Below are 22,163 nucleotides of genomic sequence, written 5' to 3'. Positions count from 1 at the left end.
TCTTATTATTCCCAATACACTAAAATTCTATTTCTAAGTAAAAACGCAACCTATTATTAAGTTGCGTTCTAAACAGAAAGAGCGGGTAATTACTTCCCACTCCTTTAATCTAGCTATTAGTAATAATCTTCTTCATATAAAGTCTATCATATAAGCTATCTTTTTTCAAGTATCTTTAAATAAATTGTCAATATAATGAACTTTTAAAATAAAGATAACTGGTTAGTTTCAGACATTCCTTCTAAGCATCCATGATTATCTAATGTTTCTACAGCAGTTTTTGTTATTTTTGCTCTAAGTCTTAAATCTTCTTTTGATATAAATTCTCCATCTTTTCTAGCCTCAACTATAGCTTTTGCTGCATTATCTCCAACTCCCTGAAGTGCATTTATAGGAGGTCTTAATCCATCTTTTTCTATTATAAACTTAGTTGCTTCTGATTTATATAAATCTACTCTTAAAAATTTAAATCCTCTTTTATACATTTCAAATGCCATTTCTAAAGATGTTATCATTCCCTTATCTTTTGCTGTAACTGCATTCCCTAAACTATATAATTCTTGTAGTTTATCATCAATTGCTCCTTCACCTTTACATATAAGGTCAGCATCAAAATCATCAGCTCTTACTGTAAAATATGTAGCATAATAAGCTTCAGGATAATAAACTTTATAATAAGCTATTCTTACAGCCATCATAACATATGCAACAGCGTGTCCTTTTGGGAACATATATTTTATTCTTTTACAAGATTCTATATACCAATCTGGTACATTGTTTTCTCTCATTAATTTTTCATCATCCTCAGTTAGCCCTTTTCCTTTTCTTACCTTTTCCATTATGGTAAATGACGCCTTTGGTGGAACACCTTGGTACATTAAGTAAACCATAATATCATCTCTTGTTGCTATACAATCTTTTAAAGTTGTATAGCCTTCTTTAATAAAATATTGAGCATTATTAAGCCAAACATCTGTACCATGTGAGAGCCCTGATATTCTAACTAAATCTGCAAATGATTTTGGCTGGGTATCAACAAGCATTTGTCTTACAAATTTTGTACCAAACTCCGGCAATCCATAACTTCCAACTTCACATTTTAACTCTTCTTTGGTAACTCCAAGAGCATCTGGTTTAGTAAATAAACTAAGAACTTTTTCATCATTTAAAGGAATAGTTTTAGGATCAAGCCCAGTTAAATCTTGTAACATTCTAAGAACTGTCGGATCATCATGACCTAATATATCAAGTTTTAAAAGTCTACCACTTATTGAATGATAATCAAAATGTGTTGTTATTATATCTGTATCATTATCATCTGCAGGATGTTGAATTGGACAAAAATTATATATTTCATTATCGCTAGGTACAACCATAATACCACCCGGGTGCTGACCAGTAGTTCTCTTTATACCAGTACATCCTATTGTTAATCTTTCAATTTCAGCACTAGTTGCTCTTATGCCTCTTTCATCTAAATATTTTCTTACATATCCATAAGCAGTTTTTTCTGCCACTGTACCTATTGTTCCAGCTTTAAAAACATAACCCTTTCCAAATAAAACTTCACAATATTTATGAACTACTCCCTGATATTCTCCTGAGAAATTTAAATCTATATCAGGCTCTTTATCTCCTTCAAAACCTAAAAATGTTTCAAATGGAATATCATGCCCATCCCTTTTGTAAGGTGTTCCACAATTTGGACAATTTTTTTCAGGCAAATCAGCTCCTGAACTTATAGATCCATCTAGGAAAAACTCGGATTTTTTACAATTTGGACAAACATAATGTGGTGGTAATCCATTAACTTCAGTAATATCAGACATTGTTGCAACAAAAGAAGATCCAACAGATCCTCTAGATCCAACTAAATATCCATCTTCTAAAGATTTTGCAACAAGTTTTTGTGCTATAAGGTAAAGAACTGCATAACCGTTATTTATTATTGAATTAAGTTCTTTATCTAATCTTTTTTGTATTACATCTGGTAAATTTTCACCATATATACTATGAACTTTATTATTAACCATATTTCTTATTTCATCTTCTGCCCCTTCTATTTTAGGGGGAAAAGTTTCTTCTGGTATTGGCTTTATATTTTCAACTTCAGATGCTATTTTCTTAGGATTTAAAATAACAACTTCTTTTGCTTCTTCTTCACCTAAGTAAGAAAATTCTTTAAGCATCTCGTCCGTTGTTTTTAAATAAAGAGGAGGTTGATTATCAGCATCTTTAAATCCCTTACCAGCCATTATAATTCTTCTAAACGCCTCATCCTGTGGATCTAAAAAATGAACATCTCCAGTCGCTACAACTAATTTATTTAACTTTTTACCTATATTATATATTTTCTTATTAATATCTCTTAATTCTTCTTCATCATTTACATTCCCTTTTTGAATTAAGAAATTATTATTTGCAATTGGTTGTATTTCTAGATAATCATAAAATCTACATATTTCAATAATTTCCTCATCACTTTTACCATCTAAAATAGCCCTATATACTTCACCCGCTTCACAAGCTGAACCAATTATAAGTCCTTCTCTCATTTCTTGAAGTCTAGATTTTTTGGTTCTAGCATTTTTAAAAAAGTTATCTAGATGTGCTTCAGACACTAATTTATATAAATTTTTAAGTCCTTCTTGAGTTTTAGCTAATATTATTATGTGATTAGTAGGTTGCTTTTTTATATCAATATGAGATAAAAACTGATTATTTAAACTTTTTAAATCATATATCTCTTTTTCTTCTTTTAATTTTTCAAAACATTTTAATAATATTTGCGCTGTTGCTTCAGCATCATCTACTGCTCTATGATGATTCTCTAAAGATATGCCTAAATGTTTAGCAACTATATTAAGCTTAACCTTCTTTAATTCTGGATATAAAAATCTAGCAAGAGGAACTGTATCTAATATAGTAAAAGAAAATTTAAGTGATTTATTTCTACAGTTGTATTTAATAAATCCAGTATCAAAAGCTGCATTATGTGCAACTAATACACTTCCTTCACAAAATTTCAAAAATTTAGGCAATAATGTATCTATTGTTTCTGCTTCAGCTACCATACTATCTGAAATTCCTGTAAGTTCAGTTATTTTATATGGTATATTTCTTTCTGGATTTACAAACTCACTAAATCTATCAATTATTTTTCCTTCTCTGATTTTTACAGCGCCTATTTCTATTATTTTATCATTTTTAGGTGAAAAACCTGTAGTTTCTAAATCAAATACTACATAAGAATCATCTAAAGATTCCCCATTTTCACCTATAGCTAAAGGAATTCCATCATTAACCAAATATCCTTCAACTCCATATATAACTTTAACTCCAAATTTTTTAGAAGCACTTTGAGCATCTGGAAAAGCCTGAACAACTCCATGATCTGTTATAGCAATAGCCTCATGCCCCCACTTAGAAGCTCTCTCTATCATTTTGCTTGCTGATACCATTCCATCCATAGTACTCATATTAGTATGAAGATGTAATTCTACTCTCTTTTCCTCTGAACCATCCATTCTTTCTATTTTCTTCATTTTTACTATATCTCTACCCATTATTACAACTTCTCTTGCATATGTATCATATATAGCTTCTCCTCTTACTTTACAGTAAAGCCCCTTCTTTACATTATCTAAAACTTCTTCTTTATCCTTATCTCTTAAAAAACATTTAACTGTAATTGAACTTGTATAATCAGTTATAAAAAATGTTAATATCATTTTTCCAGTTCTTGTTTCTATTATTTCTGTTTTAAATACTTCACCTATAATTGCAACATATCCAGAAGTCTCATCAATTTCGCTTATATTTATAGCTTCTTGGCTTATATTTCTTCCAAGAATCGTATTTTCACCTTTAGGTTCTTTTTTAAACTTTTGATAACCTTCATTTTGTTGTTTCTTTTGATGTTCTTTCTTTTCTTTTTTACTTTCCTTAGGAACTTCACTTTTTTGAACTATTCTTCCTTGAAGAACATCATCAACTATTTTTTTATTTTCTTTAGCTTTATTTTCTTCATAGTTTTCATCTTCTAAAGAACTATCATATATCAACTCTAATCTTATTTTTTTACCAAATATATCACGTATTTGGTAAGATACTTTTTTTTCTATATCTTTTTTCTTTAGATGATTTATAATAGCTTCACTACCATACCTTATAATTATAGTGTTATTATCTACTACTTCTTTATTTTTTGAATAAAGGACGTTTTTAGATAATGGATTTTTTTTAACTATATCTAAAACTACATCCGACCAATATTTTTTTATTATTTCATAAGCTGTAGCATCATCTACATCTTTATATATTAAAAGCTCTATATTAATATTTATTTCTAAGTTTTTTGTTATTAATCCTTTAATCCAATCTTCTTCTCTATTTGATAAATCATGTTTTGATTTTATTACAACTTTTAATATATTACTTTTTTTATAAAATTGAAATCTACTTAATTTTATTTCTTTTTCTTCTAAAGTATCATTTTTCTTAATCTCTTTATTAATATTTTTTATAAACTCTTCACTCAAAGGATTTCCTCCTTTCCTTAATTACTTTTTCAAAATATTACCCCCAAAACAATTATAATTTTGGGGGATAATTTAAATTTATAAACCTTATAAAGATTTTATCTCGTTTATAAGTTCATCAACTAAATTCTCTTCTTTTACTTTTTTTACTATTTCACCTTTTTTGAATATTATTCCAACTCCCTTTCCACCAGCTATTCCAATATCTGCTTCTCTAGCTTCTCCAGGTCCATTAACAACACAACCCATTACTGCAATTTTAATATTCTTATTTATTCCTTCTAATCGTCTTTCAACTTCTTCAGCTATACCTATAAGGTTTATTTCTGTTCTTCCACAAGTAGGACATGAAATAAGTTCTATTCCTTCCTTTGTATATTCTAAATCTCTCAATATTTCTTTTGCTACTTTTATTTCTTCAATTGGATCAGATGTTAATGAAACTCTTATAGTACTTCCTATTCCTTCTGCAAGTAATGTTCCTATTCCTATACTTGACTTTATAGTTCCTTTAAATGTAGTGCCTGATTCTGTAACACCTAAGTGTAATGGATAATTACATTTATCACTCATTAATCTATAACTTTCTATCATCATAGGAACATTTGATGATTTAATTGATACTACTATATCATAAAAATTTAAATCTTCTAATATTTTAACATGTCTTAATGCACTTTCAACTAATCCTTTAGCAGTTGGCTTTCCATCTCTTTGTAATATATCTTTTTCTAAAGATCCTGAATTTACTCCTATTCTTATAGGAATTCCATTTTCTTTGGCTTTAGAAACAACAGCTCTTATTCTCTCGTAATCACCTATATTTCCTGGATTTATTCTAAGTTTTGAAACTCCATTCTCAATTGCTTTAAGTGCTAATCTATAATCAAAATGAATATCTGCTACTATTGGAACTGGTGATTTTTCTGTAATTTCTTTAAGTGCTTCACAAGCTTCCATGTCAGGAACAGCACATCTTACCATTTGACATCCAGCACTTGCTAATTTATTTATTTGTTCTAGTGTACTTTTTACATCTCTTGTATCAGTATTAGTCATTGATTGTATTATAACAGGATTATTCCCACCTATTTTCAAATCTTTTATATTTACTACTCTAGTTAATTTTCTTTTCATTTTTTATTCTCCTATAAATTTATTGGGAACAGTATATCTTTTACAGTTACTAAAAGCATTAACCCCATAAGAAATGCAAATCCAACAAAATTTAACGCTCCAACAACTTTATCTGGAACCTTTCTTTTTGTTATTAATTCAATTAAAAGAATTACTGTCCATCCACCATCTAGCGCAGGAAGTGGTAATAAATTAAATACTGCAAGATTTACACTGATAAATGCAGTTAAGTTTAATAAATTCCATATACCAGCCTTTGCCGCTGCACCTGATAATTTTATGATAGTAACAGGGCCACCAACATCAGTCTTAAGATTAGCTTCCCCAGTAAATATCATCTTAAGTCCATTAAAAGTTTGATCTACAACAGACACTGTTTTATATAAACCAGCTTTTATGCTTTCTATTATAGTAGGATTTTTTATTTTTTCAAAGTAAAATCCTAACATATCTCTTTTTTCTTCCTTATTATATTCTGGTTTAACTTTTAAATTTAAAAGTTCTCCATTTCTTTCAATCTCTAAATCTAAAGGCTTACCTTTAGATAAAGCTATAGCAAAAGTTACATCATCTGAATAATGAACTTTATCTCCATCAACTTTTATAAATTTATCTCCTGACTGTATACCAGCCTTTGCTGCTGGACTATTTTCTGCAACTTTGTAAACTTTTGTAGAAGCATATCCAAAGTTACTAATAATTGTAGTAAATATAACAATAGCCAGTATTAAATTCATTATAGCTCCTGCTAATATAATAGTAATTCTTCTTAAAGGAGATTTTGATGAAAAACTTCTTTCATCTTTAACTTCTTCTTCTTCCCCTAGCATTTTTACATAACCGCCTATAGGTAATAACCCTAAAGAATACTTAGTTTCTTTTCCATTTACAGAAAAAATCTTAGGTCCCATACCTATTGAAAATTCTTCAACCTTAACCCCATTTATTTTGGCAAGGATAAAATGACCAAACTCATGAACTATTATAAGTAATCCAAATGCTATTATAGCATATAGTATATACATTTAATTTCCTCCTAGCTATATTTTTTCCTTACATATTCCTTTACTTTTTTATCTAGAGAAATAACATTTTCTAAAGTTACTTCTCCTTCCCCTTCTTTCTTAAAATACTCCATACAGTGTTCTATTATATCTCCTATTTGAAGATATTTTATTTTTTTATTCAAATACAAGTCTACTGCCTCTTCATTTGCTCCATTTAATATTGTAGGCATTAATTTTCCATGCTTTCCAGCTTGAAAAGCTAATTTTAAACATTTAAATGTCTCTATATCAGGCTTTTCAAATGTAAGATTTGATATTTCATAAAAATTTATTCCATTTGCAATAGATTTTTCTCTACTTGGATAATTAAGCGCATACTGAATAGGAAGCCTCATATCTGCTGATCCTAATTGTGCTATTATACTATTGTCTTTATATTCCACCATTGAATGTATTATGCTTTGTGGATGTACTAAAACTTGTATATTATCATATTCACAATTAAATAACCAATGTGCTTCAATAACTTCAAGTCCTTTATTCATTAGAGTTGATGAGTCTATTGTTATTTTTCTGCCCATACTCCAATTAGGGTGATTTAAGGCCTCTTCTAATGATATATTTTTTAAGTCCTCAATCTTTTCACCTCTAAATGGACCTCCTGATGCAGTAAGAATTATTTTTTTTAATTCTTTAATAGAATTTCCTCTAAGACTTTGAAATATTGCACTATGTTCTGAGTCTACTGGTAAAATTTTAACACCATACTTTTTAGCTTCTTTCATAACAAGCTCACCTGCTACAACTAAAGTTTCTTTATTAGCAAGAGCTATATCTTTTTTACTTCTAATAGCATTAATAGTTGGTTCTAAGCCTATCATTCCAACTACTGATGTTACAACTGTATCTATTTCATCTAAGGATGCTATTTTATTTAATCCTTCTATACCTTCAAATACGTTTATAGCTAACTTTTTTTCTTTAACATACTTTTCTATTTCATCTTTTGATTTTTTATCCATCATTCCTACATATTTGGGATTAAATTCATCAATTATATCTTTTACCTTATCTACTGAAGTATTTGCTGTAATTCCAATTAAATTTATATTATTAGATTTTCTAATTACATCTAAAGTTTGTGTTCCTATTGAACCTGTTGCTCCTAATATCGAAATGTTTTTCATATCTTTTCCTCCATATTTAATTTAGCTATTACAAAATATATCTTTTACCATAATACTATATATAGGACCTATTATTATACCTATTATACCAAATACTTTTATTCCTATATAAACAGAAATAAACATTATTAAAGGATGCATATTTAATTTATTACTTAATAATTTCATTTCTAAAAGTTCTCTTAAAATTTGTATTAATATATAAAGGCATATTAATCCAAAAGATATTAGGTAATTTTTTATAATAATATTGTATATTATTATTGGTATAAATACAATTATTGTTCCCACATATGGAAGTAAATCTAATATACCGCATATTATTCCAAGAATTATAGACTCCTTAATTCCTAATATTTTAAATCCTATTATAGTTATAATACTAGATGTAATTACAAGAACAGATTGAATAACTATTATTTTTTTTATATTTTTTCTGCTATTATCAATTCTTTCTAAAGTATTATTTGGAACAGCTTTAAATATATAATTTATTATCTTTTTTTTGTCTACAAGTATAAAAAAAGTACAAATATTTCCTATAAAATAACTAACTATCCCTTCACCTGTATTTATAGCACCTTTTGTTATAAAATCAGGACTAATTAGTTTTAACGCTTCATTGCTTATATTTACATTTCCAAATACATTTTCCAAAAAATCATTAAATTCTAATATTAAATAATTCATTATATTTATGTTTTCTCTATAAATATCCATTAATAATTCAAATATATTTCTACCTAAGTAATATAAAGTTAATGCTAATGTTAAATTTAATAAAAGCAAACTTAAAAGAGCTGATAATTTATTACTAATTTTAAACTTTAACAATAAATTATATATGGGATTTGACAGTAACAATGTTATGCATATCCATAAAAAAGGAGTAAAATACATTTTTATAAAAAACACAAAAAAAACAATGAAAAATAATAATAAAATAGCTTCTATAACCTTCTTATGTTCTCTTTTTAATTCCATAACCCTCCCCCTTTGTTTTTATTTATATGCAAAAAAAAAACTCTTAGAATTTAAAAAAGAGAGCTCTAATTTAAATTAGAGCTCTCTTTATATACATACTATAAATGTTAAATAATAAAATACTACAAGTCCTGAAAATAATATGCTATCAAATCTATCTAATATACCTCCATGTCCTGGTATTAAATTACTATAATCTTTTATTCCAACATATCTTTTTATTGAAGATGCAACTAAATCTCCAAATTGACTAAATACTCCACATAAAATACCTATTATAAAATAATTATAAATTGGCATTATATAAATATATTTTGATACAACTATTCCAAATAAACCACAAAATAATGTTGCTCCTATTATCCCTCCAATAGATCCTTCTATTGTTTTTTTAGGGCTAACTTTAGGACATAATTTATGTTTTCCAAAAAACTTTCCTGAATAATAAGCTGCAGTATCAGTCATCCATGAGCCTATAAATATAAGCCAAACAAGGAATTCACCACCATATTTTATATTTACTAAATGTAAAAAACTAAATAAAATTCCAACATACATAAATCCTAGCAATGTTAATGAAACATCTATAAAAGTATATTTTAAATTAACAACAGGAATTATCAAAAGTACAAATGTTGAAAATACAACTAAATATGTTAGATACTGAAAGTTATTATTTAATGCATAAAATAATAAAAGCATTAAATATCCTATTATTGATATAGGATTAAAATCTTTTTTCTTTAAAGCACTATAAAATTCATGCATACCAATTGCAGAAATTATTAAAGTAAATAATTCTAGCCAAATTCCACCTAAAAATACAAATATAATAAACGGAGCAATCATTAAAGCACCAAGATATCTGCTATTTGATTTCACTAGAAAACCTCCTTATTTATTATTTTATTCCACCAAATCTTCTATCTCTATTTTGAAAATCATAAATGGCTCTTCTTAAATCTTCCTCTTTAAAATCAGGCCAGCAAATATCTGAATACCAAAATTCAGAATAAGCACACTGCCAAAGAAGAAAATTGCTTAATCTTTGTTCCCCAGAAGGTCTTATTATAATATCCGGGTCAGGTATATCTTTTGTATATAAATGTTTTTCAAAAATCTCATCATTTATATCTTCTAAATTAATATTCCCATTTAAAACATCTTCTACAATTAATTTTGTAGCTCTTATTATTTCATCTCTTCCACCATAATTTAAAGCTATATTCATAGTTATTCCTGTATTATTTTCCGTCTTTTCAACTGATGATTTTATTTCTTTTTGACATTCTATAGGAAGTCTAGATATATCTCCTAAAACATTTATTTTAACGCCGTTTTTATGTAGCTCATTAATTTCTTGTTTTAAATATTGTATTAATAATTTCATAAGTGCATTTACTTCATCTTTTGGTCTTTTCCAATTCTCAGTTGAAAATGCGTATAAAGTCATATACTTTACCCCAAGTCTATCTGCTTCTTTTAATACTCTACGGATAGTTTCAACACCAGCTTTATGACCCATAGTTCTTGGTAATTTTCTCTTTTTAGCCCATCTTCCATTACCATCCATTATTATAGCAATATGTTCAGGAATATTACCCATATCAATATTTATGTTATTATCTATATTTTCTTTTTCCCCTTTTAAAAAATTAAGCATGAGTTTCCTCCCCACCTTTATTTATGTAAAAAACCTGCTAAAGAGCAGGTTTTTTGTTTAAATTAGATTGACATTATCTCTTTTTCTTTTGCTTCTATTAACTTATCTATTTCCTTAACAAATTTATCAGTAGATTTTTGAATATTATCTTCAGCTTTTTTCATTTCGTCTTCTGTAAGCTCTCCATCTTTCTTAAGAGCCTTTATCTTATCATTTGAATCTCTTCTAATTGATCTTAATGCTATCTTAGCGTCTTCTCCAGCTTTTTTTACATTTTTAACTAGATTTTTTCTAGTTTCTTCTGTTAATTCTGGTATTATTAATCTTATAACAGCACCATCATTTGAAGGATTAAGACCTAAATCTGAAGTAAGAATAGCCTTTTCTATATCTTTTAAAAGAGTTGATTCCCAAGGAGTTATTTGAAGAACTCTTGGTTCTGGAGCAGATATGTTAGCTACTTGATTTAAAGGACACATACTTCCATAATATTCAACTTGAATTCTGTCAAGCATTGTAGGATTAGCTCTACCTGCTTTCATTGTTGATAAATCACTTTGTAAAACATTTATTGTTTTTTGCATTTTTTCTTCTAGTGTTTTGAAAATCGCCTTAGTCATAAATATCCTCCTTTTTTTATTTTGAAACTAATGTACCTATTTCTTCACCTGTAATTGCTTTTTGAATATTTCCTGGTTCATCTAAACCAAATACTAATATAGGAATTTCATTATCCATGCATAAAGAAGTCGCTGTTGAATCCATAACTTGTAATCCTTGTTCTAAAACTTCTATATATGATAGTTTATCATATTTTTTAGCATCTGAATACTTATGAGGGTCTTTGTCGTAAACACCATCTACTTTTTTAGCTAGAAGAATTACGTCTGCTTCTATTTCAGCCGCTCTAAGAGCTGCTGTAGTATCAGTTGAGAAATATGGATTTCCTGTTCCAGCTGCAAATATAACAACTCTACCTTTTTCTAAATGTCTCATAGCTCTTCTTCTTATAAAAGGTTCAGCTATTTCTTTCATTTCTATTGCAGTTAATACTCTAGTATCTACTCCAACTTGCTCAAGTGAATCTTGAAGAGCTAAAGCATTTATACAAGTAGCCATCATACCCATATAGTCAGCAGTAGTTCTATCCATACCTTCGCCGCTTCTACCTCTCCAGATGTTTCCGCCTCCAACTACACATCCAACTTCTACTCCTGAATTAACTAATTCTTTTATTTCTAATGCTATTCTTTTCGCTACATTAAAATCTAATCCAAAACCATTAGTTCCAGCAAGAGCCTCACCAGATAATTTTAGTATTACTCTATTATATTTACAATCTGCCATTTAAATCCCTCCAAATATTCATATGTTGATTTTCAAAAAAAGAGAACACAAGGTGTTCTCTTTTGTAGGTCACTATTTACCCATTTGTTTTGCAACTTCTTCAGCAAAGTTTTCTTCTTTCTTTTCGATTCCTTCGCCTCTTTCAAATCTAACAAACTTTGTTATAGTCATTGGAGCACCTGCTTCTTTTGACTTTTCTTCTAATAACTTAGCTATTGTCTTATCTCCATCTTTAACCCATACTTGGTCAACTAAACAAACTTCTTTGAAGTATTTTTGAATTCTTCCCATAACCATTTTTTCAACGATTTTTTCTGGCTTTCCTTCATTTAAAGCTTGAACTCTGTAGATTTCTTTTTCTTTTTCTAATGATTCTTGATCTACTGAATCTCTGTTTAAAAATAGAGGGTTAGCAGCAGCTACTTGCATACATACTTCTTTAGCTACTTCTGAAGCTACTTCTTGATTTCCTTCAGTTGAAACTTCAACTAAAACACCAATTCTTCCGCCACCGTGAATATAGCTTTCGATTGCACCATTTTCTAATGCTAATCTTTCAAATCTTCTTACTGTCATATTTTCTCCAAGCTTAGCAACTAAAGCAGTAAGAGTTTCTTGAACTGTAGCATCTCCCATTTTTTCGTTTAATAATTCTTCTACTGTTGTAGCATTGCTTTCAACTACTAATTTAGCAACATTTTCAGCAAATGCTATGAAATCTTCGTTAGCAGCAACGAAATCTGTTTCACAGTTAACTTCTACTATTGAAGCTTTCTTTTTATCTTCAGTTACAAAAGTTTTAACTATACCTTCTGCAGCTATTCTTCCAGCTTTCTTAGCAGCAGCAGCTAATCCTTTTTCTCTTAATACTTCGATAGCTTTTTCTATATCTCCATTAGTTTCTGTTAAAGCTTTTTTGCAGTCCATCATACCTGCACCAGTTTTATCTCTTAATTCTTTAACTGACTTTGCAGTAATCATTATAATTCCTCCTTAAATTTTAAAAGTAACCCTTATCATCTAGGGTAAAAGGTAAATGAAGTTACCCTCACCTACCTTTTATTTAGCATCTATATTATTCAGCTATTTGTTCACCTTGTCTTCCTTCGATTATAGCATCAGCCATTTTAGCTGCGATTAATTTTACAGCTCTTATAGCATCATCATTTCCTGGAATTACGTAATCAACTTCTTCTGGATCACAGTTTGTATCTACGATAGCTACAACTGGAATTCCTAATATTTTAGCTTCTGAAATAGCATTCTTTTCTTTTCTTGGGTCAACTACGAACATAGCTCCGATATTCTTTGAATCTAAATTCTTGATACCGCCAAGGTTCTTTTCAAGCTTTTCCATTTCGCCTTTTAATTTTATAACTTCTTTCTTAGGAAGAACATCAAATGTTCCATCTTCTTGCATTCTTTCTAAATCTTCTAATCTCTTGATTCTAGTTTTGATAGTCTTGAAGTTTGTTAACATTCCACCTAACCATCTGTTGTTTACGAAGTGCATGTTTGATCTTACAGCTTCTTCTTGAATAGCTTCTTGAGCTTGCTTCTTAGTTCCAACAAAAAGTACTTCTTTTCCTTCTTCTGAAACTTCTCTTAAGAAGTTATAAGCTTCTTCTGCCTTTTTAACTGTTTTTTGAAGATCTATAATATAGATTCCATTTCTTTCTGTGAAGATGTAAGGAGCCATTTTAGGGTTCCATCTTCTAGTTTGGTGTCCAAAATGTACACCAGCTTCTAATAATTGTTTCATTGATATAACTGACATATTGTTACCTCCTGGTTTTTCCCTCCACTATCGATATAATTACAATAAACCTTAAATAAAGGCACCTATATCATAATTTCGATAATGTGTGTATTTTTATTACCTTAGATAGTATATCATAAGGTAATTTTTCTATCAACATAAATTTATTTTTTTTTATATTTTTATATAAAATAATACGAGTAACTAAAATTCAATGTTACTCGTATTATTGACTACTTTATCTTTTTTAATTCATCAAGTAATTTATCATTTAATATTCTTATATGAGTTCCCTTCATACCTAATGATCTTGACTCAATTACTCCAGCACTCTCAAACTTTCTTAAAGCATTTACTATAACGCTTCTAGTTATTCCAACTTTATCAGCTATTTTTGATGCTACAAGTAATCCTTCATTTCCACCTAACTCATTAAATATATGTTCTACAGCCTCTAATTCTGAATATGATAATGTTCCTATAGCTAATTGAACTACAGCTTTCTTTCTTGTTTCTTCTGCTAGTTCTTCTTGTTTTGCTCTTAACATTTCCATTCCTACTATCGTTGCGCTATATTCACATAAAACAAGGTCATCATCTGTAAATACTTCTCCAAATCTTGCTAGAAGTAATGTGCCTAACCTCTCTCTATTTCCTATAATAGGTACTATAGTTGATAGCTTGTCTGACATAGTACACATTCCTATTCCATCAAAGACACATTCACCTTTGTTTGGTAAATTAGCTAAAGTTTCTGAAACCTTTAATAACTTTTCATTATAATCATTTGGAAACTTTTTTTCTTCTATAACTTTCTCTTTCATTATTTCACATTCAAAGCTAGTTGCAAAACTATGACCAATAACTTTTCCTCTTTTGCTAACAATATAAACATTACAAGCTAAAACATCACTTAAAAGTTCACATATGTCTTCAAATGCTACTGCTTCAGTTCCTGACTTTTGCAGTATTTTATTTAATTTTCTCGCTTTATTAAGTAGTGATGACATTAAAAATCCTCCTTGATATCTAACTATTTCAGATTCATATTGTCATTTGTTAGAATATTTAAAATTGTTTTAATTTTTTAACAAATCCGTAATACTAATACAGTTTATCACACCAAGTTATCTATTTCAATATCATTCTAATTTTTTTGACAAAGCTTTTATATTATTTTAGTTTAATCTTCTTTAATTTCTTCTTTGTTAGTTTTTAGTTCCTCTTTATGTTTGCATTCTGGATTTGAACATTCTATATAATCTCCAGATTTTTTAGAATATTTTTTCACCATATAAGATCCACATTCTGAACATTTTTCTTTGACTGGTTCATTCCAACTTACAAAATCGCAATCTGGATATCTAGAGCATCCAAAAAACTTCTTACCTTTTTTACTTCTCTTTGCTAAAACTTTTCCTCCACATTTTGGACAAGGTGCATCTATTTCTTCTACTATTGGTTTAGCATTTTTACATTCTGGATATCCTGGACAAGCTAAAAACTTTCCATATCTTCCTTTTTTAATAACCATCATTCTTCCGCATTTATCACATTGCACATCACTAACTTCATCTTCTATAACGACCTTTGCCATTTCTTTTTCAGCTTTATCAAGTGATTTTTTAAGTGGTTCAAAAAATTCTCTAACTACAGATTTCCATTTAATTTTTCCTTCTTCTATACTATCTAGATTTTTTTCCATACTAGCAGTAAAGTCCACATCAGCTATTTGTTTAAAATATTCACATATTATATTATTAACTATAAAGCCTAATTCTGTTGGTATTAAATTTTTCTTTTCCCTATTTACATAATCTCTACTTAATAATGTTGAAATTGTAGGAACGTAAGTACTAGGTCTACCAATCCCCTTTTCCTCAAGCAACTTTACAAAAGATGCTTCTGTATATCTTGCAGGTGGTTGAGTAAAATGTTGTTTTCCTTCAATATTTGCTGCTGATAACACTTCTCCCTCTTCAAGTTCTGGAAGAGATGTATCATCTTCTTCATTTATAGCATATTCATAAATTTTCATGAATCCATCAAAATTTATTGTTGATCCTGTAGCCTTAAACTTGTAATCACCATTTAAAATATCTATAGAATTTGTATTTAAAATACAAGATGCCATTTGAGAGGAAACAAATCTCTTCCAAATTAAAGTATAAAGTTTATATTGTTCAGGTGATAAATTTGCTTTTGCTACCTCAGGAGTTATATCTATATTTGTAGGTCTTATAGCTTCATGAGCATCCTGGATATTTTTCTTTCCTTTATAAACTCTTGTTTCTTCAGGTAAATACTTCTCTCCATAATTATTTAAAATAAAGCTTTTAGCACTTTCTTGCGCTTCTTTTGATATTCTAACAGAATCTGTTCTCATATAAGTTATAAGACCAACTGTTCCGTATCCTTTAACTTCTACACCTTCATATAAAACCTGAGCTACTGACATAGTTTTCTTTGTCATAAAATTCAATTTTTTACTAGCTTCTTGTTGAAGTGTACTTGTAGTAAAAGGTGCTAAAGGATTTTTAAGTTTACTTCCCTTTTTTATTGAAGCAACTAAAAATTCATCTTTATTTAATTCTTCTATTACTTTATTAGAATCCTTTTCATTTTTCAATTCAATTTTCTTATTTTTATAAGTTGAAAGCTTTATTGGGAATTTTTTTCTTCCCTTTTTAAGAAAGCAATCAACCGTCCAATATTCTTCTGCTTTAAACCTTTTGATTTCTTCTTCTCTTTCACAAATTAATTTAAGAGCAGCTGATTGAACTCTTCCAGCACTTAATCCCCACTTTACATTTTTCCATAAAATTGGACTAATTTCATAACCAACTAATCTATCTAATATTCTTCTTGCTTGTTGTGCATCCACTAAATCTTGATTTATTTTTCTTGCATTTTTTATAGAGCTTTTAACTGCTGATTTAGTTATTTCATTAAATACTATTCTGCATTCCTCAGAATCATCTATCTTTAAAAGATTAGCTAAATGCCAAGAGATTGCCTCTCCTTCTCTATCAGGGTCAGTAGCTAAATATATTTTATCTGCTTTCTTTGCAGCCTTCCTTAAAGATTTAAGTAAATCTCCTTTTCCTCTTATTGTAATATATTTAGGTTCAAAATCATCATCTATATCAACACCTAACTTACTTTTAGGTAAATCTCTAACATGCCCCATAGAAGCTTCAACAATATAATTTTTTCCTAAGTATTTTCCTATTGTTTTAGCCTTCGCTGGTGATTCTACTATTACTAATTTTTGGCCCATAATTAACTCCAATTTTTATTGGAGTCTTCACCCCCTTAGATTCAAGTTATTCTTACATAATAATTTCCAGGTAAACTTAATATTTCATTTTTAATTTGCAGTTCAAATAATAAACCATATAAAGTATTTCTGTCAACCTGTGATTTTACAAATATGTCATCAATATGTACAGGTTCATTCTTAATCATGCTTAATATATTGCTAGAATTAGCTATAGTTTTTTCTATCTTCTTTTCTATTTTAAATATAGTATATATATCATCTAAGCAAGTATATATATAAGCACCATCTTTTATTAGAAGATTACACCCTAATCCCCTGTCTGAAAATATATCATGAGGAACAACTAAAATATCTTTTCCTTGATCTAATGCGCAACTAGCTGTTATTAATGAACCGCTTTTTTTATTAGCCTCGGTTATAATTACCCCTTTTGCTAATCCACTTATTATTCTGTTCCTTCTTGGGAAATTATATGCATTAGGTTTTGTTCCTGGCAAAAACTCCGATATTATTAAACCGTTTTCTTCTATTCTTTTTAATAATTCTTTATTGCTTAAAGGGTAACATATATCTAGTCCACAACCTAAAACAGCAATAGTTTTTCCATCATTTTTTAAACATTCATCATGAGCTATTTTATCTACCCCAAGTGCTCCTCCACTAACTATACATACCTTGTTTTTAGACAGATCTTTAGCTATTAGTCTAGTTGACATTTCTCCATATGAAGTATTTTTTCTAGCCCCAACTATAGCAACTATTTCTTCATTTAATAAATTTATATTCCCTTTATAAAAAATTATGTAAGGTGGTTCCTTTATATTTTTTAGACTTTCAGGATAATTACTATCATTAAATGAAATAAACCTTATATTAAGCAATTTTAAGTTTTCAATTAGCTTCTCAGTTTTATTTAATTCTTTATATTTATCATAATTTGTAAATTTTTTATTACTAAATGGAATTTCACTTTTTATTTCATCAAAATGAAGAAAAATCATCTTCTCATCTTTATATTTTTTTATAAGTTTAATTTTTTGAAGATTCGTACATTCCATTAACATTAACCATAATATATATTTTTCCATTTGTCTACCTCTCTTTAAATAAACTCACCATTTATATCCTTCCTATAATTTATTGCTTCTATAATATGTTCACTTTTTATTTCTTCTTCTAACTCTATATCTGCAATGGTTTGTGCTACTTTTACTACCTTCCCATACCCTCTAAGTGAAGGAGTATTTATTCTAAAATAATCTTCTAGTATTTTTTTTGCATTTTTATTTATCTTACACAATTCAAATATATCCTTTCCTTGTATATCTGAATTGAATTTATATTTTGTATTTTTTAATCTCTTATTTTGAAGTTCTCTCGATTTAATAACTCGCTCCCTAATTTGTTTACTATTTTCTGATGTTTTTCCTTTATTAAATTCATCTAAATTAATTAAAGGAACATAATTAAATATATCAATTCTATCTTTTAATGGTTTTGATAACCTTTTTTGATATCTTCTAACTTCATACTCACTGCATTCACACTTATCATTATGTCCTAATATAGACTTTCTACCACAAGGGCAAGGATTATAAGAAGCTATAAGTTGGAAGTTGCTTGGCATTTCTATCCTATCACTTAATCTATCTATTCTGATTACTTTTTCTTCTAATGGAATTCTTAAAACTTCTAAAACTTCTCTCTTGAACTCTAAAATTTCATCTAAGTATAAAACACCATTATGAGCTAAAGTAATCTCTCCAGGTTTAACTTCTTTTCCTCCACCAATTAATGCAGTTTTACTTATAGTGTTATGAGGTTGCCTAAATGGTATATTTATACTTTTATATTTATCTATCATTCCAGATATAGAATATATTTTAGCGACCTCTATTTTTTCCTCTTCTGTAAGAGGAGGTAATATAGAGTTTAATGCTTTTGCAAGCATTGTTTTTCCACTTCCTGGATTACCAAATAAAGCTATATTATGTCTTCCAGAAGCTGCAATTTCTAGTGCTCTTTTTGAAGATTGTTGTCCAATTATACAACTAAAATCTAAAAATTTTTCTATTTCTTTTTCTTCCTTATAATCACCATAATCAACTGGCAAAATATCCTCATAATTTATATAATTTATTGCTTCTTTTAAATTCTTAATTAAGTATACTTTACCTTTTCTTACCTCTAAAACTTCATTTAAATTTTCTTCAGGAATTAAAAATTTACTTATGTTATCATCTAATCCTTGAAGTAAAATAGAAATTATTCCCTTACTCCTTTTAAGTTCTCCATTTAAAGATAATTCTCCAATTAACAAATGTTCTTTTAAGTCCTTTTTTGGTAATTGATTAGATTCCATTAATATACCTATAGCTATAGGTAAGTCTAAAAGTGTACCAACTTTTCTCATATCAGCTGGCGCTAAATTTATAACTATTCTACCAAGAGGAAATTCAAATCCAGAATTTATTATAGAAGCTCTAACTCTTTCTTTAGCTTCTCTTACAGCAGCATCAGCAAGACCAACTATAGAAAAACTAGGAATCCCCTTTGATATATCAACTTCAACATTTATAACATAACTATTTATTCCAATATTAGTTGCACTATTTATATTTATTGCCATTTTAATCACCTCATAGATGATTATTAACAACAAAAAAGATTTTAATCAAAATTTTATTTAATAAATTTAATCTAACATGTCAATAATACATAACTGAGGTGTTTTAATATGAAATCTTTTAATAAAAAAATAGGATATTATGGTGAAAATATTGCAAAAGAATATTTAATTAAAAATGGTTATAATATAATTTGCAAAAACTATTCAAATAGATTTGGCGAAATAGATATAATCTGCAAAAAAGATGATATATTATGTTTTGTGGAAGTTAAAAGTAGATATAATAAAAATTATGGAAGTGCTATAGAATCTATAACTTATAAAAAAACTCAAAACATAAAAAAATTAACAAAATATTTTCTATTAAGTAATAATTATAAAAATTTTTTTATAAGATTTGACGTTTTAGAGGTTTATTTTAATACCAAAAATAATAATTATAATATCATTTATACAAAAGATGCTTTTAGATAAAAAAGTAGTAATAGCTTTTGCTATTACTACTTTTTATAGTATATTCCTTAAAAAACTCATTCTATGTATAGGTGTAGCTCCAAATTCCTTTAATGCATCTAAATGTTTCTTAGCTCCATATCCAACATTGCTTTCAAATCCATACTCTGGATATTTTTTGGAAATATCCTTCATTAGATTATCTCTATAAACTTTTGCAATTATAGATGCTGCAGCTATACTAGCACTTTTAGTATCACCTTTTATAACAAATTTATTTTCTATTTCTATACCTTTTATGTTGTATCCATCAGATAAAACTATTTCTGGTCTTTCTGAAAGCCCATAAGTTGCATCTAAAAATATTTTGTTATTACAATAAGCTATACCTTTTTCATCAATCTCATCATTAGAACATTCACTAATACAATAAGCTAATGCTTTTTCCTTTATTATTTCTGAAAGTTCTTCTCTTTTATGTTCAGATAATTTTTTAGAATCATTTAAGTAAAGTATAATATCATCTAAAGAATCTAAATCTAAAACTACAGCAGCTGATACAATTGGTCCAGCAAGTGGTCCTCTTCCTACTTCATCTACACCTGCAAGTACTTTCCCTTTAGCAAACCCTCTATCAAAATCATACATTTTTTTTACTCTTATAAATTCATCTTCTAATTTCTTTTTTTCTTTTAATATTTTATTACCTAAACTTTGAACATTTTTTCTTTTATCATTTAATAAAATTTTACTTAAAATATTTATATCATCTGTTTTAAAATTAAGTTCTAAATTATCAAATTCACTTTTTATATCTTTATAACTAAATTCTGATAAATTATCTTTTAAAAGATTCATAAAATTCAAACCTCCTTTATTAAGGTCTTTCTAATGATATCTTTCCTATTTTTCCGCCTCTAAACTCATCTAATAATATAACAGCTATTCTATTATAATCAATTTCGCGCCCCTTCATTATAGCACCTCTTTTTATAGCTATAGCATCTAAAGTCTCCAATGGATTATCGTATATTGTATCTATTTTATATCTTTCCATTAATTCATCTGGATAATACTGTTGTAATCTTTCAACTAATCTATATGCCAAATCTTCAATATCCATAATTTCATCTTTTATAGCTCCTGTAAAAGCAAGATTTAATGCAGTTTCATCATCCTCAAATTTAGGCCATAAAACTCCTGGTGTATCTAACATTTCAACATCCATAGATGTCTTTATCCATCTCTTACTCTTAGTAACACCTGGTCTGTCTCCAGTCTGTGCTATATTATTTCTAGCCATTTTATTTATAAATGTTGACTTTCCAACGTTAGGTATACCTACTACCATAACTCTTGTCATTATTGTTTTTAATCCTTTTTCTCTAAGTCTATCATGTTTTTCTTTTAATAATTCATTAAGAGCAGGCTTTATTTTTTGAAGTCCACTTCCTTTTAAGCAGTTTACCTCTAATACTTTAACATTATCTTTTGTTAAAGATTTCATCCATTCTCTTGTAACTTTAGACTCAGTTAAGTCACTTTTATTTAAAAGTATTAATCTTGGTTTATTTCCAACTAATTTATCTATATCAGGATTAGCAGAACTTTTTGGTATTCTTGCATCTCTAATTTCAATAACTGCATCTACAACTTTTAAATTCTCTTTTATTTCTCTTTGAGTCTTTTTCATATGCCCTGGGAACCAGTTTATTGCCATAAAAAATTCCTCCTTTAATTTATTTATAGAAAAAAAAGAGACTTACTTCTAAGCCTCTTCTTTATGGTTAATTATCTTACTAATAATTCTTTAACCTTAGCAGCCTTACCTACTCTATCTCTTAAGTAGAATAACTTAGCTCTTCTTACTTTACCTCTTCTAGTCACTTCAATTTTTTGAATCATTGGAGCGTTCATTGGGAAAGTTTTTTCAACTCCTGTACCGTAAGCTAATCTTCTTACAGTGAAAGTTTCTCTTAAACCACCGTTTTGCTTCTTAATAACAGTTCCTTCGAATACTTGGATTCTTTCTCTGTTACCTTCTTTTATTAATTGGTGAACTTTTATGTTGTCCCCAACGTTGAAGCTTGGTAAATCATTTCTTATTTGTTCTTGTTCGATTGCTCTTAAAATTTCGTTCATTGTGCATTCCCTCCTAAAATTAATTTGACGT

General features: G+C 28.2%; 19 protein-coding genes. 1 reads left to right on the top strand and 18 read right to left on the bottom strand.

All coding sequences use genetic code 11. The features are described 5' to 3' along the window. Window positions 1-203 precede the first annotated feature (203 nt). The 15 genes from AC4FQ1_RS00915 to AC4FQ1_RS00845 all read right to left on the bottom strand — a co-directional run bounded on the left by AC4FQ1_RS00915 (window position 204) and on the right by AC4FQ1_RS00845 (window position 19,537). Window positions 204-4,541 (bottom strand): PolC-type DNA polymerase III, encoded by a 4,338-nt coding sequence (locus AC4FQ1_RS00915; protein ID WP_491168658.1) that lies wholly within the window; start codon window positions 4,539-4,541, stop codon window positions 204-206. An 87-nt stretch (window positions 4,542-4,628) separates the two neighbouring features. After that, window positions 4,629-5,678: a flavodoxin-dependent (E)-4-hydroxy-3-methylbut-2-enyl-diphosphate synthase gene (gene ispG / locus AC4FQ1_RS00910; protein WP_491168657.1), complete on the bottom strand. Its 1,050-nt coding sequence runs from the start codon at window positions 5,676-5,678 to the stop codon at window positions 4,629-4,631. Window positions 5,679-5,689: 11 nt separating this feature from the next. Continuing rightward, a complete protein-coding gene (gene rseP, locus AC4FQ1_RS00905) occupies window positions 5,690-6,703 on the bottom strand; it encodes an RIP metalloprotease RseP (protein WP_303127097.1) in 1,014 nt (337 codons plus the stop codon). An 11-nt stretch (window positions 6,704-6,714) separates the two neighbouring features. Next, window positions 6,715-7,872, bottom strand: coding sequence for a 1-deoxy-D-xylulose-5-phosphate reductoisomerase (dxr, locus tag AC4FQ1_RS00900; RefSeq protein WP_491168656.1), 1,158 nt, complete (start codon window positions 7,870-7,872; stop codon window positions 6,715-6,717). 21 nt (window positions 7,873-7,893) lie between these two features. Next, a complete protein-coding gene (locus AC4FQ1_RS00895; protein WP_491168655.1) occupies window positions 7,894-8,856 on the bottom strand; it encodes an AI-2E family transporter in 963 nt (320 codons plus the stop codon). Between the two features lie 87 nt (window positions 8,857-8,943). Next, window positions 8,944-9,738, bottom strand: coding sequence for a phosphatidate cytidylyltransferase (locus AC4FQ1_RS00890; RefSeq protein WP_491168654.1), 795 nt, complete (start codon window positions 9,736-9,738; stop codon window positions 8,944-8,946). Between the two features lie 19 nt (window positions 9,739-9,757). Further along, window positions 9,758-10,519 (bottom strand): undecaprenyl pyrophosphate synthase, encoded by a 762-nt coding sequence (uppS, locus tag AC4FQ1_RS00885; protein ID WP_491168653.1) that lies wholly within the window; start codon window positions 10,517-10,519, stop codon window positions 9,758-9,760. A 62-nt stretch (window positions 10,520-10,581) separates the two neighbouring features. Continuing rightward, entirely contained in the window at window positions 10,582-11,139 is a 558-nt protein-coding gene (frr, locus tag AC4FQ1_RS00880) for a ribosome recycling factor (protein WP_303127087.1), read from the bottom strand. Between the two features lie 16 nt (window positions 11,140-11,155). Next, the gene (gene pyrH / locus AC4FQ1_RS00875) at window positions 11,156-11,866 is read right to left on the bottom strand and encodes a UMP kinase (RefSeq protein ID WP_303127085.1); all 711 of its coding nucleotides are present in this window, start codon (window positions 11,864-11,866) and stop codon (window positions 11,156-11,158) included. A gap of 72 nt (window positions 11,867-11,938) precedes the next feature. Further along, on the bottom strand, window positions 11,939-12,847 hold the full coding sequence (gene tsf, locus AC4FQ1_RS00870; protein WP_303127083.1) for a translation elongation factor Ts: 909 nt from the start codon (window positions 12,845-12,847) through the stop codon (window positions 11,939-11,941). Window positions 12,848-12,941: 94 nt separating this feature from the next. After that, window positions 12,942-13,643 carry a 30S ribosomal protein S2 gene (rpsB, locus tag AC4FQ1_RS00865; RefSeq protein ID WP_303127081.1) on the bottom strand — a complete coding sequence of 234 codons (702 nt, stop codon included), beginning with the start codon at window positions 13,641-13,643 and terminating at the stop codon, window positions 12,942-12,944. A gap of 215 nt (window positions 13,644-13,858) precedes the next feature. Continuing rightward, entirely contained in the window at window positions 13,859-14,635 is a 777-nt protein-coding gene (gene codY / locus AC4FQ1_RS00860) for a GTP-sensing pleiotropic transcriptional regulator CodY (RefSeq protein ID WP_303127079.1), read from the bottom strand. Between the two features lie 173 nt (window positions 14,636-14,808). Further along, on the bottom strand, window positions 14,809-16,905 hold the full coding sequence (gene topA, locus AC4FQ1_RS00855; RefSeq protein WP_491168652.1) for a type I DNA topoisomerase: 2,097 nt from the start codon (window positions 16,903-16,905) through the stop codon (window positions 14,809-14,811). A gap of 41 nt (window positions 16,906-16,946) precedes the next feature. After that, window positions 16,947-17,996, bottom strand: a complete 1,050-nt coding sequence (gene dprA, locus AC4FQ1_RS00850) for a DNA-processing protein DprA (protein ID WP_491147184.1) — start codon at window positions 17,994-17,996, stop codon at window positions 16,947-16,949. A gap of 14 nt (window positions 17,997-18,010) precedes the next feature. After that, the gene (locus AC4FQ1_RS00845) at window positions 18,011-19,537 is read right to left on the bottom strand and encodes a YifB family Mg chelatase-like AAA ATPase (RefSeq protein ID WP_491168651.1); all 1,527 of its coding nucleotides are present in this window, start codon (window positions 19,535-19,537) and stop codon (window positions 18,011-18,013) included. A gap of 108 nt (window positions 19,538-19,645) precedes the next feature. Here AC4FQ1_RS00845 and AC4FQ1_RS00840 point away from each other — a divergent pair, with 108 nt between their 5' ends. Beyond that, window positions 19,646-20,011, top strand: coding sequence for a YraN family protein (locus tag AC4FQ1_RS00840; RefSeq protein ID WP_491147188.1), 366 nt, complete (start codon window positions 19,646-19,648; stop codon window positions 20,009-20,011). Between the two features lie 33 nt (window positions 20,012-20,044). Here the strand turns inward: AC4FQ1_RS00840 and rnhB are convergent, their stop codons facing one another. From rnhB to rplS, 3 genes are all read right to left on the bottom strand, one after another. Beyond that, complete coding sequence (gene rnhB, locus AC4FQ1_RS00835; RefSeq protein ID WP_303127069.1) at window positions 20,045-20,848, bottom strand: ribonuclease HII; 804 nt, start codon at window positions 20,846-20,848, stop codon at window positions 20,045-20,047. Window positions 20,849-20,867: 19 nt separating this feature from the next. Next, window positions 20,868-21,710, bottom strand: coding sequence for a ribosome biogenesis GTPase YlqF (gene ylqF / locus AC4FQ1_RS00830; protein ID WP_303127067.1), 843 nt, complete (start codon window positions 21,708-21,710; stop codon window positions 20,868-20,870). A 71-nt stretch (window positions 21,711-21,781) separates the two neighbouring features. Further along, a complete protein-coding gene (gene rplS / locus AC4FQ1_RS00825; protein ID WP_303127065.1) occupies window positions 21,782-22,132 on the bottom strand; it encodes a 50S ribosomal protein L19 in 351 nt (116 codons plus the stop codon). Window positions 22,133-22,163: the final 31 nt, after the last annotated feature.

It is taken from the genome of Clostridium sp. TJA020 (assembly GCF_058310295.1).
Note: the sequence above shows the minus strand (reverse complement) of the source record. Positions and strands in the feature narration are given on the sequence as shown.